This is a genomic window from Pseudoalteromonas citrea, assembly GCF_000238375.3.
Taxonomy (GTDB): Bacteria; Pseudomonadota; Gammaproteobacteria; order Enterobacterales; family Alteromonadaceae; genus Pseudoalteromonas; species Pseudoalteromonas citrea.
In genome coordinates this window covers 69,910-86,135 of the sequence record NZ_AHBZ03000014.1, presented here as the reverse complement: position 1 = coordinate 86,135, position 16,226 = coordinate 69,910, and the positions used below count along the sequence as shown (strand labels likewise).

At 39.6% G+C, this 16,226-nt stretch carries 17 protein-coding genes; 8 read left to right on the top strand and 9 right to left on the bottom strand.

Annotation, left to right across the window (positions count from 1 at the left end):
* The first annotated feature begins 75 nt into the window (after positions 1-75).
* The 3 genes from PCIT_RS03655 (at position 76) to PCIT_RS03645 (ending at position 3,434) form a co-directional block, all read left to right on the top strand.
* Positions 76-918 (top strand): LysR family transcriptional regulator, encoded by an 843-nt coding sequence (locus PCIT_RS03655; RefSeq protein ID WP_010363200.1) that lies wholly within the window; start codon positions 76-78, stop codon positions 916-918.
* A 405-nt stretch (positions 919-1,323) separates the two neighbouring features.
* The gene (locus PCIT_RS03650) at positions 1,324-2,385 is read left to right on the top strand and encodes a flavin reductase family protein (RefSeq protein ID WP_010363201.1); all 1,062 of its coding nucleotides are present in this window, start codon (positions 1,324-1,326) and stop codon (positions 2,383-2,385) included.
* Entirely contained in the window at positions 2,382-3,434 is a 1,053-nt protein-coding gene (locus PCIT_RS03645) for a fatty acid desaturase family protein (RefSeq protein WP_010363202.1), read from the top strand. Before PCIT_RS03650 ends, PCIT_RS03645 begins: the two co-directional genes overlap by 4 nt.
* 57 nt (positions 3,435-3,491) lie before the next feature.
* Here PCIT_RS03645 and PCIT_RS03640 read toward each other — a convergent pair whose 3' ends face one another.
* Positions 3,492-3,932: an HPP family protein gene (locus tag PCIT_RS03640; RefSeq protein WP_010363203.1), complete on the bottom strand. Its 441-nt coding sequence runs from the start codon at positions 3,930-3,932 to the stop codon at positions 3,492-3,494.
* A 97-nt stretch (positions 3,933-4,029) separates the two neighbouring features.
* Between PCIT_RS03640 and PCIT_RS03635 the strand changes: the two genes are divergently transcribed.
* Together PCIT_RS03635 and PCIT_RS03630 are read left to right on the top strand one after the other, a co-directional pair.
* A complete protein-coding gene (locus tag PCIT_RS03635; protein WP_010363204.1) occupies positions 4,030-4,557 on the top strand; it encodes a TetR/AcrR family transcriptional regulator in 528 nt (175 codons plus the stop codon).
* 461 nt (positions 4,558-5,018) lie between these two features.
* Complete coding sequence (locus tag PCIT_RS03630; protein WP_010363205.1) at positions 5,019-5,813, top strand: hypothetical protein; 795 nt, start codon at positions 5,019-5,021, stop codon at positions 5,811-5,813.
* A gap of 46 nt (positions 5,814-5,859) precedes the next feature.
* On the opposite strand, the gene PCIT_RS03625 is transcribed toward PCIT_RS03630, so the two are convergent.
* A complete protein-coding gene (locus PCIT_RS03625; protein ID WP_010363206.1) occupies positions 5,860-6,756 on the bottom strand; it encodes a TIGR01777 family oxidoreductase in 897 nt (298 codons plus the stop codon).
* A 139-nt stretch (positions 6,757-6,895) separates the two neighbouring features.
* On the opposite strand from PCIT_RS03625, the gene PCIT_RS03620 reads away from it, so the two are divergent.
* Complete coding sequence (locus PCIT_RS03620) at positions 6,896-7,927, top strand: AI-2E family transporter (protein WP_010363207.1); 1,032 nt, start codon at positions 6,896-6,898, stop codon at positions 7,925-7,927.
* Here PCIT_RS03620 and PCIT_RS03615 read toward each other — a convergent pair.
* From PCIT_RS03615 to PCIT_RS03595, 5 genes are all read right to left on the bottom strand, one after another.
* On the bottom strand, positions 7,921-8,337 hold the full coding sequence (locus PCIT_RS03615) for a hypothetical protein (RefSeq protein ID WP_010363209.1): 417 nt from the start codon (positions 8,335-8,337) through the stop codon (positions 7,921-7,923). The genes PCIT_RS03620 and PCIT_RS03615 overlap by 7 nt on opposite strands.
* Positions 8,324-9,664: an ATP-binding protein gene (locus PCIT_RS03610; RefSeq protein WP_010363210.1), complete on the bottom strand. Its 1,341-nt coding sequence runs from the start codon at positions 9,662-9,664 to the stop codon at positions 8,324-8,326. Before PCIT_RS03610 ends, PCIT_RS03615 begins: the two co-directional genes overlap by 14 nt.
* Positions 9,658-10,332, bottom strand: coding sequence for a response regulator transcription factor (locus PCIT_RS03605; protein WP_010363212.1), 675 nt, complete (start codon positions 10,330-10,332; stop codon positions 9,658-9,660). Before PCIT_RS03605 ends, PCIT_RS03610 begins: the two co-directional genes overlap by 7 nt.
* 2 nt (positions 10,333-10,334) lie before the next feature.
* Complete coding sequence (locus tag PCIT_RS03600; protein ID WP_010363213.1) at positions 10,335-10,586, bottom strand: PepSY domain-containing protein; 252 nt, start codon at positions 10,584-10,586, stop codon at positions 10,335-10,337.
* Positions 10,587-10,676: 90 nt separating this feature from the next.
* Entirely contained in the window at positions 10,677-10,973 is a 297-nt protein-coding gene (locus PCIT_RS03595) for a YciI family protein (protein WP_010363216.1), read from the bottom strand.
* 170 nt (positions 10,974-11,143) lie between these two features.
* Between PCIT_RS03595 and PCIT_RS03590 the strand changes: the two genes are divergently transcribed.
* Entirely contained in the window at positions 11,144-12,568 is a 1,425-nt protein-coding gene (locus PCIT_RS03590) for a sodium-dependent transporter (protein WP_010363218.1), read from the top strand.
* A gap of 234 nt (positions 12,569-12,802) precedes the next feature.
* Entirely contained in the window at positions 12,803-14,824 is a 2,022-nt protein-coding gene (locus PCIT_RS03585) for a S9 family peptidase (protein ID WP_010363220.1), read from the top strand.
* A gap of 77 nt (positions 14,825-14,901) precedes the next feature.
* Here the strand turns inward: PCIT_RS03585 and PCIT_RS03580 are convergent, their stop codons facing one another.
* Positions 14,902-15,462 carry a hypothetical protein gene (locus PCIT_RS03580; protein ID WP_010363222.1) on the bottom strand — a complete coding sequence of 187 codons (561 nt, stop codon included), beginning with the start codon at positions 15,460-15,462 and terminating at the stop codon, positions 14,902-14,904.
* The gene (locus PCIT_RS03575) at positions 15,459-16,214 is read right to left on the bottom strand and encodes a hypothetical protein (RefSeq protein ID WP_010363223.1); all 756 of its coding nucleotides are present in this window, start codon (positions 16,212-16,214) and stop codon (positions 15,459-15,461) included. The genes PCIT_RS03580 and PCIT_RS03575 overlap by 4 nt, the downstream gene beginning before the upstream one ends.
* Between the last annotated feature and the right edge of the window lie 12 nt (positions 16,215-16,226).

Sequence of the window (16,226 nt, the reverse complement as noted above, 5' to 3'; positions counted from 1 at the left end):
GCGAAAATTAGTTGAAAAAGATCAAAAAGAGAATCAAAATAAAAAGCATAGTTTGATAAAATAATTTTATTAAAAATGAAGATAGAGCTATTAACTACTTTTTTAGAAGTGAGCCAAACACTTCATGTTAGAGTCGCATCTGAAAATCTTTTTCTTACGCAGGCGGCTGTTAGCAGCCGTATTAAACAGCTAGAAGAGGAACTTGGTGTACTATTATTTGATCGTACACAAAAGCGGCTAAAATTAACTGCAGAAGGACATAAGCTGGTTAAATATGCCAATGAAATGGTGATGATGTGGCAAAAGTTAAAACAAGAAGTTGGAGTCGCTCAAGCTGATACACAGCAGCTTTTTGTGGGTTCTATGATGTCTATATGGGATATCATTTTACAAGATTGGCTGCAAAAAATTCACCGAAATTTGGATGATGTTCATTTATACACGCATACATATTCTCAATTAGAGCTACGTCGTCAAATAGTAAGTAGATTGATTGATATAGCTTTTTTGTTTGAGCCACCTTATATTGAAGATATTGTCACAGAAAAGGTGGCGACAGTGCCACTTCAGCTTGTTTCAACTGAACCTGATACTCATATTTCACAGATAAAAAATATGGTGATGGTTGACTATGGTGAAGCAGTTAACAGTCAATTTATAAGAGAATACGGAGACAGCGCCATTATTCGACATAATATGAGTCAGCCTCGCATTGCGCTAAATTTCATTCTTGAAGCGGGTGGTTGTGCTTATTTACCTAAGCAAATGTGTTTTGATCATATCAGAAAAGGGAAGTTGTTCCATGTTGCAGGTACACAAGACTATAGTCGAGATATTTACGCCATCTACCTTGCTAAGAGTCACAAATCAGTTCTAATAAATGAAGCATTAACTTTGTTCAGCTATCTACGAAGTTGAATGACAACATTGAAGATTTTTATTAATTTGATAAAAAAAAGTTATCAAACGAGTGTTTTTATACAACATAGTTTGAATACCATTGAAAATAATGTACGTATTAGAATTTGGGTAATGGTTAATGGCAACAAAATGTCTGTTGATTCACCTGTTTTAACAAAATTCATTTGGTAGGTGTGTTAAAGAACAAGCCACCTATATTCCATCGCATAGGTCGAGCTAATGTTCGGCTTTCTTGCCTATTGTTTTTATGGCTAGAAATTTCAACCTAGAGGACTATCACGTTACTTTTTAGTTGATCAAGGTACCTTGTTTAATGCATTTACTCTATTTTTCTTGAAATTATATATTTTGAGCGTACACTTGTGCGCTCAGATTTTTTCAGCTAACAGGTGTACGCTCAAAATGCGTGTTGCACGAATCATTTTTGATAAATTCACACAGCTCTTTTTACATCACCAAAGTTTTTCCGGATATGTGGAGCCTGTTGTTCAGTATTTTTTACCCGCATGGAGAGATGGATCATACCGAGCGAAGGTGCAAGCGGTTAATAAGTTATCATCGCTTTATGTTGAAGTTACATTAAAACCAGAGAAAGGGTGGCCCAGGCATCTTGCAGGGCAACATATTAACTTAACGATAGAAATAGGCGGAAAGTTATTAACTCGGACATTTACGATTGCATCAAGTTGTGATGAGCATCAGTTAACGGGAGCAATAAAGTTATTGATCAAAGTAGGCGAAAATGGACGGTTTACAGGGCAGTTATATGACGTTCTTCGGACAAAAACCTGGTGCAATATTTCAAATCCTTACGGTGAATTTACGATTAACTCGTTAAAAAAACCACTTCTATTGGTCGCTGGTGGTTCTGGTATTACGCCTTTTATTGCTTTATTGAGCCAACACTTACCACTGATCAAAGAACCTGTACGTTTGGTGTACTTTGCAAAAGAGCACGAGCATCAATTTATTGAACAGCTTAATGCGCTTCAGATGAAACATGAGCACTTTAGTTTCACCCAGTGTGTAAGAAAAAACAGTCACCCGGTTGATGTTTATGTGTCTGAAAATAGACTATCGGATGTGTATTGTTGTGGACCATTTAATATGATGAAACAAGTGCAAAATGCATGTGAAGCGTTCGGGATGCCGTACTATCAAGAAACATTTGGTGTTCGAAAGGAACTATTACACGCAGCGGGCACAGACTCGAACCGTTTTACCCTCAAACTCAAGCAATCATCGACACACATCAAGAGCGGCGGCACATTACTGGAACAATTGGAATTACAAAACTTACCAGTCATACGTGGATGTGGAATTGGCGTATGTCATCAATGCCAATGCGTTAAAAATGCGGGAGTTGTTAGAGATGTTCGTACCGGACAGCTTTCAGACAGTGGTCAGCAGTTGATCCAGCTGTGTGTATCTGAACCTGTATCTGACTTGGAGCTAAATATATGAATGCGATAAATTTTACCCAGCTAGCTCAAGAACTTGATGATATTAAGCTGCAAACGCTAAGTAAAGTTGGTCAAGCGGATGCTGATCATATTCGTCGAGTCATTCGAATTCAAAGGTATTGTGAATGGTCTGGGCGGATATTACTCATGATGGGGTTTTTACTTCCAGTATTATGGTTAATTGGAGTTGTACTACTCGCCGTAGCAAAGATACTAGATAATATGGAAATTGGTCATAACGTTATGCATGGTCAATATGACTGGATGAATGATAAACATATTAACTCTCACGCTTATGAGTGGGATATTGCGTGTGATGGACAAAGCTGGCATCGAGTACATAACTATGAGCATCATACTTACACTAATATTTTAGGCAAAGACAGAGATTTTGGCTATGGTTTGTTACGGTTATCAAATGACTTTAAGTGGCGACTAAAAAATAGTTGGCAACTATTAACTTATATTAATTTGAGTATCTTATTTCAGTGGGGCGTGTCGTATCATGAGTTGGCTGCTGAGCGGGTATTTTTAGGTAAGCAAAAACAAGGCCGTGATTCTCGAGTGTCGCACCGAATGTTAAAGCAACGCTTTTTTAGCAAAGGCACACGGCAATTACTTAAAGATTATGTTGTTTTTCCGTTACTTGCAGGTCCGCTATTTTTGTGGGTATTCAGTGGTAACTTACTCGCTAACCTCATTCGTAACCTGTGGACATCGACCATTATATTTTGTGGTCATTTCACAGAGCAAACACAAACCTTTGAGCAGCGTGATTGTGAGAATGAAAGTCAAGGGCAGTGGTATTACCGTCAAGTATTGGGATCATCGAATATTCAAGGAGGCAATACATTCCACATTTTAACGGGTCACTTAAGTTATCAAATTGAGCATCATTTATTCCCTGATTTACCTGCATCACGTTACCAAGAAATTGCACCCAAGGTACAAGCTGTGCTTTCTCAGCATGGTATTGCGTACAATACTGGTGGGTTTTTTAAGCAGTATAGCTCGGTGCTAAAACGTATTTTGCGTTACTCATTTCCTTAAATGTACTGACAGTATGCAGGCTCATTAGTCTGCATACATGCTTAATTTATGCGTACTTTATGCTCGTTGACGGCACCGCTCAATCATCTTTGCGGTGAGTACCATGATCACTGTGCCAGTGAATATGGGAAAGAGCAAAAATTGCCAACTGGGTGCAGTGATCATAATTAATATAGGATTTGCGCCAGCGGGCGGATGGGTCGTATTGGTAAGCAGCATTAGGCTGACTGCTAACCCTGTTGCTAATGCAATAGTGAGTGTATTGACTTCAACATAATTGACAAAAATCAAGCCAATGAGTGCAGTGAGTAAATGTCCGAATATCACATTTTTAGGCTGGGCTAGCGGACTCGTCGGTATACCAAAAATAAGTACGACGCTTGCACCAAAAGGTGCGATGAGTAACATCAATTGCATATCTATTTTTTCTAGTAAACCAAGTAGCGCAATTGCTGTGCTTGCCCCGATCCCTGCTGTAATTTTATCTTTAAATTTCACGATATCCTATCCTCTTCTTAAGTAGACCACTCTGTCTACCTACATGGTAGACAGGGTGGTCTACTCATGTCAAGATAGATATAATTAAGGAGACAAAATGACAGATAAAAAACAACAGCTCATTCAAACCGCATTGCATTTATTTTATACCAAAGGTGCAGGGCAAGTAGGTATTAACGAAATCATTAGCACATCTGGTGTGGCCAAAAAAACACTATATGCTTACTTCGCCAGTAAAGATGATTTGATCTTAGCTTGCTTGAGGGAGCGACATGACGTTTTTATGGCTTGGCTCTGTGATGAATTAGAAGGTGCTAACGACATAAAGAGCACTTACTTTCAATTGTTCAGTGCGCTTGATAAATGGTTTAATTGCCAGGTGCCCTCTTTAGCACAGTTTCGAGGGTGCTTTTTTATCAATACCGCAGCAGAATTTCAAGAATACAACCCAGATATTACCGCATATTGCGCGTACCATAAAAACCAAGTTAAGGCATTGCTTAATCGACATCTACAAGGGGGCTCACAGCACGAATTAGAGCGACTCTTTACTTTGTCTGAAGGTGCAATTGTCAGTGCGTTTATGTTGAAAAACAGCGATATTGCGAAAAGCTTTTTACGCTGATCCCACGCTTTGCTCTTTTTATTGGTGTTACTTTGGTGATGGTCACATCATAAGGTACATATTTTCAATACGTATAAACCTTAATTTGACTGTGTAATGAAGACTTTTTTGGCTGGCTATTTGATATGTTATTCATTAAATAAATTAATGTTAAATTTTATTATGAAAAAGTACATTAGTGATGCTTATTAACGCTTAGCCAAATCAAATGAGAACAAATCAGTTTTACTCATCATGCATAGTAACAACCAGGGGGAACTTAACGCTGTTTATTAAGCTCACTGATTTAATTTGTTTTTATTTTTAGTCACGATTTAAAAAGGTATATTTTTAAATATTATTGGTTAAAAATGTAAATTTTTTGGGTTGATGCGGGTGTTTTTATCTATGTAGAATGGCCGCAGCTAATTCGGAATGAGTTTGAATTAGTATTCTAAAAAGCGACTAAAAAGGAAATTATCATGAATAAAACTAATGCGTTATTATTGGCTTCTACATTGTTCTCTGGGGCTAGTTTTGCATTAGCACAAAATGTGGCTGATACAGATGGTTATGAGCGTTCAACTCAATATTCATTTGGCCCAGTATCTTCAGCGGCGATAACAAGTGAATTTGCGCACCAACTACGTGTGGACTTGTTATTAAGAGATGAGTTAAGCAGCTGTCAATTTGCAAATGTTTACTCAAATACAGGTGGTGGCAACAATGGCGGCGAGTACATTGTTAATCCAAGTTTTGAAATCGACCCAGCTACACCTGCAAAGATCACTGTATCAGCAGATATTCCTGAGCAATATTTAACAAACAATAAAACGATGCATGTTAATTGTATTGATGGTGAAGGGGTTGACTATAATGTATTAGTTAACATTCCAGGTGCGCCTATTGTTGATTGGCAAATCGATGTAGTGCCTAGTGGCGAGTTTGTACACCAGCCATATTCATATGGCTATCATAGTGCATACTCTGTCACGAGCCGTTTAACAGTGAATAACCAGAATAACCAAGCTTATTGTTCTACTTTGTCTAATCGTGGTGTTGAGCTTGGTTTATTCTCTGGTAAAGAGGCAAAAGGGCCTTTCCATTCAGATGTATTTACCGTGAACAAAGAAGTGGTAAACGATACGCGTCAGCCAGTACTTTACCAAATTCTTCAGTGTGAAAATGCTGCCGGTAAAACGCTGGCAGTTAAAGTCTTTAGCTTAACTAATCCAGAAAGCATCTACCTACTTGAAGACCAGCTTATCATTAAATAAGCTCTACTTTTTAATAAGGAAGTAACCGTGTGTTGGTTACTTCTTATCAGATCAATATATCACTTAGGGCACTGTGTAATTCTTTATACTTAAATGTGAAGTTGTCTTTAGCTAATCTTTCGGGCACAACCGCTTGGCCATAAATAAGTAAATCGGCCATCTCTCCAAACAGTAATCGCAAGATAATATCGGGCATGGGGATTATCGCGGGTCGCTTAAGTACACGAGCTAATGTTTTAGTAAATTCCATGTTGCTTACCGGTTGAGGAGCAGTGGCGTTAAATTTACCCGTTAGCTTAGTATTGTTCATCAAGTGCACAATTATGTTCACCATGTCATCTATGTGGATCCAAGACATCATTTGTATGCCGCTGGATACTCTGCCACCAAGACCCATTTTAAAAGGAGGAAACATTTTAGCCAATGCGCCACCTTGTGCGCTGAGTACAATGCCAGTGCGAACGATACATACCCGTGTATTATACTGCTGAGCACTAAGGGCTAGCTCTTCCCACTGTGTGCACAATTCGTTGCTAAACTCTGTGGCACATTTTGTGAATGATTCGTCAATTTGGAGATGACTTGACTGGCGACCATAAAACCCAATGGCACTGCCTGAAATTAAGGTATGTGGGGGGCTATTCGCGAGTTTAATTTTTTCAACCAGTTGTTGGGTGATACTAATCCGACTGTTTACAATTTTCTTTTTTTGTTTGTCTGACCAGCGTTTATCGGCGATAGGCTCGCCTGCAAGATTGATAATGACATCGAGCGCATTAAAATCAGCGTCGTCTAGCGTATCTATACATGTCACGGTGTTTGGCAGAATTGATTTCGCGTTTACTATGTTACGTGTTAACGCGATAAGCTTATGCTCCCGATACAGCACTTGGCACAATTGACGACCAATGAGCCCTGTCGCACCTGTGATCAATACTTTCATGTGGTTTACCTTCCTTACTGCGTTAATGTCAACGTAATATGTACGTACACCAAACAATATAGATCATCTTTAGCGTCTAGTGGCTATGACTTTATCAGGGAATGCATTAGAATCAGAAAAAAATCGTTAAGGAAATCCTGTGTCGTCATTGTCGGGTTTAAACAGAAGCCTTGTTATTTTGGCCTCTTTGTTTGTTGTGCTAGCGGGCGTGAAGTTAGCGAGTGACATTATCGTCCCTTTTATTTTAGCCGCCTTTATTGCCATTATTTGCAATCCACTGCTTCGATTCTTTGCGCGTTTTCATATACCAAAAGGGCTGTCTATTGTACTTATTATTTGCTTAATAAGCGCTGTTGGGATGAGTTTAGCAGGCCTCGTAGGGCAATCACTTACCGACTTTTCTAAGCAACTTCCAGACTACAGAGAGCAGTTACAAGATAAGTTTATTTGGTTAGTCGATATGGCAGCGCAGTACAATATTTTAATAGATAAAAACCAGTTAATCTCACTATTCGACCCCGGAAAAATGATTGATATGGCGACCAATATGCTAACCGGTTTTGGTGGGGTTATGGCCAACTTATTTTTAATCATTTTAACAGTGGTGTTTATGCTATTTGAAGCACCCATGTTAAGTAAAAAAGTGCATTTGGCATTAGATGATCCTGAAATGAAAATGCTACAAGTCGACCGCTTTTTAGAGTCGATCAATTCTTATTTAGCGATTAAAACTATGGTGTCGCTTGGTACTGGCTTTTGTGCGGGATTGTTACTTTGGATACTTGATGTCGACTATTTCGTATTGTGGGCAGTGTTGGCTTTTTTACTGAATTACATCCCTAATATTGGGTCTATTATCGCGGCTATTCCTGCGGTTTTATTGGCATTACTGACTGTTGGCCCTCTGGCATCTGGTATTGTGGCAATTGGCTATATTACGATAAATACCGTGATGGGTAATATTATCGAACCTCGCTTTATGGGTCGAGGGCTTGGTTTATCTACCTTAGTGGTATTTCTTTCGTTAATTTTCTGGGGATGGTTGTTAGGCACTGTGGGTATGCTGCTGTCAGTACCACTGACGATGATAGTAAAAATTGCTTTAGAAGCCACTGAGGAAGGGCAGTGGCTTGCGACCATGCTCGGAAATGGTGAAGTTAAAGTTCAATAAGGATGTTTTAAATCTTCGATGTGTCTTTTTAACATGCGGATTTTACACTTTTTATAAATAATGGCTGCTTTGGTTGCGTTGGGCATTTGGTGCAAGTAACGCCACCGGCAGCTATCTTCAATATAGTTATCTTGACGAATAAAGCTTCGCTCAACAATAGGCAGCAGTTGCGAATTTCCCGTATCTTGCTCGATTAAGTCCATATCAAGGCGAAGTTTTGTGATCCAAGTTTTACGGGTACGCTCAAGGTTAGTGATATTACTATCTAGACAAACAATATAGTTTTTAGCCCGAGAGGGGTGCGTATCTGCTAATGGTTCGCAGTCTTTTAAAATGTCGAGGTTTGCCTGCGCAAAGGTAGTCAGCAATAGACAAGGCAGTGATGCTAATAATAAATTAGTGTTTTTCATAGTTAAACTCAATCGTAAACCTAGCCCCACCCAAAGGTGAATTATTTATATGTATTCGGCCGTGATAGGCGTTGACTAAATCAGCAACAATGGCCATACCAACTCCGTGTCCTGCCTCATAAGTATCTAATCTTGCCCCGCGTTTTAATAATTCAGAACGCAGATGCTCAGGTACTCCGGGCCCATCATCACAAATTTCAATGCGTAGGCCTTTTTTATCTAATACCGATAAAGTGATTTCTACTTGTTTTTCGCATGCTTTACATGCGTTATCAATGATATTGCCGAGAATTTCCATTAAATCAGTTTTATCACCCAGAAACGCCAAGTGGTCATCGCAACGATACTTAAAATCAATCTGCTTATCGTGATAAACCTTTCGCATTGCATTGAGTATAGATTTTAGCACAGGTTCTATAACTGTTTGTTTTTTCCATGTATCAGATGCACCAGTCGCGGCACGTTTTAGTTGGTGTTCAATCATGGCGTTAATCCGATCTAATTGTTCTTGTGCATCGGCATCGGTTGCCATTGGGCTTGATTTTAACACTGCAAGCGGTGTTTTAAGGGCATGAGCCAAGTCACTCAAAGACGCGCGATAACGTTCTTTTTGACGCCGTTGAGAGTCTAGCAATAAATTTAAGTCAGCTTTGATTGTTTGTAATTCGATAGGGTATAAGCCGCTAATTTTATCTCTTTCACCCGCTTCAACTTCTTTTATTTCTTTATCGAGTCGTTGCAGTGGCCTTGCATTCCAAATGAAACCGATGGCCATAAGCCCGGCAATGATCACGCCCATCACCAGCATCCAATTGACTAGGGTATTTCTAAACCCTGACATTTGTGCAACTAACGCGTCATTGCGTTTTAAAAGAATAAACCGAGCGTGCTGAGATTGTTCTGCATTTCCTAAAATTACCGTTAAGCTCAGTTGCCAATATTTGGCACTATTATACTCAACAAGTTCAAACTCGGCAGCCCCTGCTTTACCATCAATAAATTCAGGAGTCACTGACAAATTGACGGCTGACTCGGAGTACCAAACAAGAGTTTGGTCCTGGTATACCATAGCGAAGGTATCTGAATTAAGCCGGTTTAGTTCGGGTGCCAAAATGGTTCGTGGCATTTCAATGCCGTCGGACACGAATTCAACTTCAGAAATGAGAGAGTAAAGGTGGGCTTCTAGGGTTTTTTCTGTGGCATCAACCAGTGACGCATGATAAGCGCGCCCTATAGAAAAAAACAGCGCCGGTAGAGCGATAATTAAAACAAAGACAAGGATAAAACCTTGCCTTATTTTCAAAGATATTTGTGCTGCGTTTACCACTGGCTTTTGAACCTATACCCTCTACCTCGAAGCGTTTCAACGGGATTGAGTGTGCCGTCAGGATCAAGTTTTTTGCGCAGCCTGAGTACGAACACCTCTATGACATTAGAATCAAGGTCGAAATCTTGATCATAGATATGCTCTGTGAGCTCTGATTTAGAAATGACTTTTTGTGGATTCACCATTAGGTATTCAAGTACTTTGTATTCATAAGCAGTGAGGGATAGCTCACGCTCGTTGACCCAAACTTGTTGTGAACGCGTATGAATTTTTATCGGACCGATACTCATTTCTGGATTAGCTTGTCCGGCGCTTCTTCTAATAAGCGCGTTGCAGCGGGCTATAAGTTCTTCAAGGTGAAATGGCTTGGTTAAGTAATCATCAGCGCCTGCATCAAGGCCTTCGACTTTGTCTTGCCACCTATCGCGAGCGGTCAGGATTAATATGGGAATATCAATGCCTGCTGCGCGAGCTTGGCGGATAATTTCAATCCCGTTGAGTTTTGGTAAGCCCAAATCAATCACGGCCATGTCGAGTGGATACTCTTTCAAATGAAACAGGCCCGATTCACCATCGTGGCATAGGTCAATACTATATTTTTCTTTCTCAAGGGCGCTGCGTAAGTTCTCTGCTAGCTGAATATCATCTTCAATTACTAAAATTCGCATTTCTAATCCTTTTTGACCTCACCAGTCATCTTATTCACTTTGAGGTCTACAATACGACCGTTGCTTTGTAATATACGTATGATGAAGTGTTCACCTTGTTCAGTGATCTTTAACGTTCTTCCAGCAAAGCTTGCAAGTGCAAGTTCTACTGCCTGTTTTTTGGTAATTGTCTGCTCAGTAGGCTTTTCAGCACTTTGGGCACTGTTTGAGGTCAGAAACAAACCTAATAGAAACAGACAAACTGACAATCGCATTTTACAAAGCTCCACGATCTTAAATTTACTTAACAAGAGAGTATAAGATTAGAAGTAAGGTGATTAACCTTTCCTGAACTTACACCTGGATTAAAAAACTTTTTTAAACGGCTTTACCGTACTACCTGAGTATACGCCCGCGATAATATATGGATCATCATTGGCCCATACTTTGGCATCTTCAAGAGAAGCAAACTCTGCGATGAGTAAAGAGCCTGTAAATCCTGCTTCACCAGGCTCGTTAGAATCAACAGCAGGCAATGGACCTGCAGTAATTAATCTGCCTTGAGTTTGTAATTCGGTCAATCTCGCTAAGTGAGCAGGTCTTGCACTCAAGCGCTTTTCTAACGAGTTTTCTACATCTGTAGAGTAGATCATGTATAACATAGCTTTGCTAATCAGTAAGATAAAATTTCCTTATCTTAGTCTGATTTATATTGCGTTGTAAACGTTGATGCGATTTGTGGAGAGCTTTAACGTTAAATACTTGAAAATTACCGGCCAAGGCTGTTAGAGTCGCTCGAATATTCATTAAAAATAATAATAAGGTTGTCTGCATGAGTGCAAATCGTGAGCATTTTAGCTCCCGACTCGGATTTATCTTAGCTGCAGCGGGATCTGCTGTTGGTATAGGTAATTTAGTTGGCTTTCCAGTATCGGCTACCAAAAATGGTGGCGGTGCTTTCTTATTAGTTTATGCGCTATTTGTGGCATTTATATGTCTCCCCGTGATGATGGCTGAAATGGCGATGGGCCGAAAAGCACAGCAAGACCCATACGGCGCATATAAAACATTATCTGGCAATGACAAAAAATGGTCATTTGCGGGAATGCTCGCTGTTCTGACCCCGTTTATGATTGCTGTATTCTACATGGTAATTACGGTATGGATATTTGGGTATCTTGCCCAAACAGCGATGGGTAATTTAGATGCACTCGCTGATCCAAATCATTTTGGGCAATTTATTAACCAGTCAAGTGTATTTTGGTACATGCTACTGGTAGGCGTAATCGTTAATTTGATTCTAGTCGGTGGTGTGAAACAGGGGATTGAAAAAGCTGCAAAGTTCTTAATGCCAGCATTATTTGTACTTTTAATTGGTTTGGTTGCTTATGTATTGACACTCGATAATGCAATGGCAGGTGTGCGTTATTATGTCATTCCTGATTTTTCTAAAATGAATGCCAGTGTGTTAAATGGCGCTCTGTCACAAGCCTTTTTCTCGTTATCGTTGGGTATGGGTATTTTAATGACCTATGCATCGTATATCTCTAAAAAAGAAGATATTGTTGGTGGCGCTAAAATGGTAGCAGTGACAGACTCATTGGTTGCCTTTATTGCCGGATTGATGGTGCTCCCAGCTATTTTTAGTTTTAACCCCGCGACGAACCCTGATGAGCTATCAGAGTCTTCAGTGTCGATGATTTTCGTTTATTTACCTAAGATTTTATTAGCTATTCAGTCAGATATTGGTTACACGGGCGCTTCGATAGTTGCATTTGTATTCTTCTTATTAGTATTTTTTGCTGCAATAACGTCTTTAGTTTCTATTATTGAAGTACCTACAGCCGCATTAATTGAAGAGAAAAAGGTAAGCCGTAAAACGGCACTAATGATATTGGCAGGCTCAACAGGGGCGTTAACTGTTCTGTGTACGATGTCGTTTGGAATGGTGGATTGGTTAACTCAGTTTATTAATTATGGTGGCGGCAGTAAAAGCTTATTTGATTTAGTGTACGATGTATTTTACGACACTATTTTACCGCTTAATGGCCTAATGGTTTGTTTATTTGTAATTTATCGCTGGAAAAAAATAAAACTATCTGAAGAGTTATCACAAGGGTGCGAGGGCTATAAAGGTAGCTTCACCGAGAAGTATGTGAACTTTTCACTTTCAACGTTTATTCCGGTTATCTTACTCATTATTTTTGTAAATACGGTCGCGACTAAATTTTTTGCTGTGAGCTTATTTGGCTTTTAGTAATAGCGACGAGTGATTTAAAGCCAGCATTAATTGCTGGCTTTTTTGTTTTTATTGATAGTTCTTATCGAAGTTGCCAACTTTACACCCCTGATTTTATTATTTGGCTTATGGTCACCGTGAGTGGCAAGCCGTTGCTCTCTTATCTAAGACATTTCATCGACTAATCAGTGACGAATGGCAAATTTTGTTTAAAAATGCGTGTTAATTAATAATAATCGTTTGGAACCTGTCATGTCATATAGAAACCGTCTTGCGGTCGCGATTTGCGCGTTATTACCTGCAATGGCTCACGCTGATAACACTTTTACTGCAAAAGATATATTTTCACTTGAATACGCCAGTGATGTACAGCTGTCACCTGACGGTGAGCAAATAGTCTACGTACGTAATAGTAATGACGTTATGAATGACAGCAAACGTCGCAATCTGTGGTTGGTAAATACAAAAACCCAGGAGCAGACGCCATTGTTTTCAGGGGCAAATCAGTTTAAACACCCGAGATGGTCTGCAGATGGTAAAAAAGTGGCATTCATCAGCAATGTATCTGGTACCACGCAAATACATGTACATTATTTAGCTGAAAATAAGACTGCACTTCTATCACAACTTACCTCAAGTGTGAGTAATTTAACTTGGTCACCTGATGGCAAGTGGCTTGCTTTTAGCCAACAAGTGAACGAAAAGCCAACCGTGGTTGCCAAAATGCCGGCAAAACCCAAAGGAGCTAACTGGTCTGAGCCAGCTATTGTTATTGATAAAGCCTATTATCAGGCGGATGGACGCGGTTTGGTCAAGCCTGGCTACAAGCAGATATTCGTCTTACCAAGCGAAGGTGGGACGCCAAGGCAGTTAACCACAGGTAAGTTTCATCACAGTGGCAAACTTGCATGGCGTCGTGATTCTAAGTCGATAGTATTTTCTGCAAACAGAATTGCTGATTGGGAATATAAAAGATTAGAAGGTGATTTGTTCGAAATTAGTTTAGATAATCAATTAACTCAACTTACTTTTGCACCAGGTCGAGAGCATTCGCCGAGCTTTTCTGAAAATGGTAAGCAGTTGGCATATTTAAGCGCTTCGAACGCACCAAACCCTTATCGCAATCACAAGCTCAATATTATGACGTGGCGTACCAAAAAATCTGAGGTGGTTGCCAGTGACTTTGACCGCTCAGTTCAAAATCCTACTTGGATCGGTACTTCTAAACTTGCAATGTCGTATGACGATTTTGGTAAGCGAAAGCTCGCAACAATTACCACAAACGGCAAAATCAAAGACCTAACTGATACCGTATCAGGGACCACGCTAGGTCGTCCTTATTTAAGTGGTTCGTTTAGCGCTAACTACGCCGGTGATATTGCATATACGTTAGGCTCAAGTACTAGACCGTCAAACGTCGCGATTGTGAGTACCCGTGGTAAAGTGAAGCAGTTAACGTCTTTGAACGAAGATGTGTTAGCACATAAAAAACTCGGTAAAGTGCATGAGATAAATTACACATCATCATTTGATGGTGAAGCAATTCAGGGCTGGTATATTACGCCTCCAAACTTTGATCCTGCTAAAAAGTACCCTCTGTTGTTAGAAATTCATGGCGGCCCTCATTTAGCTTACGGCCCGCATTTTTCTGCTGAGCTCCAACGATATGCCGCAGAAGGTTATGTGGTATTTTATGATAATCACCGAGGCAGCAGCTCATACGGCGAGCGCTTTGCGATGTTATTAAAATATAAATATAGCTCTAAGGAGGACTTTGCCGATCACGATTCAGGGGTTGATGCCATGTTGAAAACCGGCTTTATTGATGAGAAAAATTTATTTATTGCCGGAGGTTCAGCAGGCGGTATTGCGACTGCTTATGCTATTGGGCTAACAGAGCGTTTTAATGCCGCAGTGGTAGTAAAACCAGTAATTAACTGGCTTAGCAAAGTACTTACAGCAGATAGTGGCTTAACACAGATCCCAACGCAGTTTCCGGGAATGCCATGGGAGCATGTCGAGCATTATTGGCAGCGTTCACCTATGTCGCTCGTTGGTAATGTAACGACACCAACAATGCTAATGACAGGGGAGGATGATTTGCGTACCCCAATGGCAGAGACTGAGCAATATTACCAAGCGTTAAAGCTTCGTAAAATAGACACCGTTCTCATAAAGATACCAGGCGCTCCTCATGGAATTGCTGGCAGACCATCACGTATGATAAGTAAAATAGAACACACATTAGCATGGTTCGAAAAATATAAGAAATAGAGCCTCATTGGTGAATAGGGGAGAGATATAGATATTTATATCTCTCCCATTTTATTATGTTTGCGTGCACGGTATTTTCATAATGGTATGGAGTAAAACTCTAGCATCAGCTTAAAACTCCCGTCATGTATGTACTCGTTTGATAATATTTTACCTTGGCCTGTAACGTAGTCCCCTTCAAAGGAGTGGACTAACTCTCCTTCCATAACGACTTGTTGTTTATTTTTAGACCAATATATGCGTATACCTTGTTTTGAGCCCCTAAATGAAGAGAAGTAATCACTAAACTCTCTTTCTTTACCTTTTATAGGGTTTAATTCAAAATCGACATCTTCCAACATATTTTGCCCATATGAGCTAAAAACAGCTAGCTGAAATGTGTCGTTGATTATTGTATCAAAATCCCACCAAGGTTTATTTTTTTGACTTAGCTCTGCACTAGCAGCGAGTAGAGGCACTTCAAAGTGACGTTTTGTAATAGATTTTTTCGTATGTTGAGCATAAATAGTATCAATAACTACTAACTCTTGAGAGCTGAGACCCATGTGCTCTGAGTGTTCAAACTCACTAATAGATTTTGCGATGAGGTGATCTTCAAGTGACTTTAGTACCTTGTTTGTGATCTTAACCTTGTTCATACTGATATCGTCTCATTTAATTTGTTACTGTGATTGAGAAAGTAGATGTCTAAACTTGCTAAATTTGAGCTGTGTAGTTCTAAGTCTAATTCAGACTCTTTGACTCGGTGAGAGAGTTTATTTACAAATCTTGATATGTGAGTAATTGCTATATTACCCTGGAATCCGTGTAATTGACCTAATTGCTTCTGTGTTTGTCCGCTTTGTCTAAATGACAATGAGAAAAAGTCAAAAAATAAAGCTTGCTTACGTTGGTCTTTCTCTTGACCAATTGTTTCAAGTAGCAAGTTTATAAATTGGGATGCATTTTTATCAATTCTTGTTCCTTGAAGCGGCGTTGCTTGAGGAGTTGGCAGCATTTCAAAAATATTACTTGAATGTTCAGTGTTATGACTGTCATAGACATGGACTAATTGCACGGAGCTATTTTCATCCGATGAGTTTGCTAATTCGCCCGGTGACTTTCGACGAAATGTTACATTATTGCACATGTCTAGATATACACACTCGAAAGCTCGGTAAGTATATGCTTTTAATAGATGATTAAACTCATTTTGAATACTTAGCCTATCTTCACTGGCTGTATTAGTATCCAATGTTAGCTCTCGTTGCGTCGCTTTTATCACCTTTAACAAAGTTTCTTGAATGAGCGACTCGGTGTCAATTCGGTGATCTGATATTGATTTTTTCTTAGTTAGAAATTTAATAAATCGGTAAGCTTCTTGTACCGAATCTTTTTTATGAAACCACATCTACACCTCCTT

Bases quoted from the DNA above. Each gene is read 5' to 3' on its own strand.
- PCIT_RS03655 (WP_010363200.1), top strand. From the start codon at position 76: ATGAAGATAGAGCTATTAACTACTTTTTTAGAAGTGAGCCAAACACTT.
- PCIT_RS03650 (WP_010363201.1), top strand. From the start codon at position 1,324: ATGCGTGTTGCACGAATCATTTTTGATAAATTCACACAGCTCTTTTTA.
- PCIT_RS03645 (WP_010363202.1), top strand. From the start codon at position 2,382: ATGAATGCGATAAATTTTACCCAGCTAGCTCAAGAACTTGATGATATT.
- PCIT_RS03635 (WP_010363204.1), top strand. From the start codon at position 4,030: ATGACAGATAAAAAACAACAGCTCATTCAAACCGCATTGCATTTATTT.
- PCIT_RS03630 (WP_010363205.1), top strand. From the start codon at position 5,019: ATGAATAAAACTAATGCGTTATTATTGGCTTCTACATTGTTCTCTGGG.
- PCIT_RS03625 (WP_010363206.1), bottom strand. From the start codon at position 6,756: ATGAAAGTATTGATCACAGGTGCGACAGGGCTCATTGGTCGTCAATTG.
- PCIT_RS03615 (WP_010363209.1), bottom strand. From the start codon at position 8,337: ATGAAAAACACTAATTTATTATTAGCATCACTGCCTTGTCTATTGCTG.
- PCIT_RS03605 (WP_010363212.1), bottom strand. From the start codon at position 10,332: ATGCGAATTTTAGTAATTGAAGATGATATTCAGCTAGCAGAGAACTTA.
- PCIT_RS03600 (WP_010363213.1), bottom strand. From the start codon at position 10,586: ATGCGATTGTCAGTTTGTCTGTTTCTATTAGGTTTGTTTCTGACCTCA.
- PCIT_RS03595 (WP_010363216.1), bottom strand. From the start codon at position 10,973: ATGTTATACATGATCTACTCTACAGATGTAGAAAACTCGTTAGAAAAG.
- PCIT_RS03590 (WP_010363218.1), top strand. From the start codon at position 11,144: ATGAGTGCAAATCGTGAGCATTTTAGCTCCCGACTCGGATTTATCTTA.
- PCIT_RS03585 (WP_010363220.1), top strand. From the start codon at position 12,803: ATGTCATATAGAAACCGTCTTGCGGTCGCGATTTGCGCGTTATTACCT.
- PCIT_RS03580 (WP_010363222.1), bottom strand. From the start codon at position 15,462: ATGAACAAGGTTAAGATCACAAACAAGGTACTAAAGTCACTTGAAGAT.
- PCIT_RS03575 (WP_010363223.1), bottom strand. From the start codon at position 16,214: ATGTGGTTTCATAAAAAAGATTCGGTACAAGAAGCTTACCGATTTATT.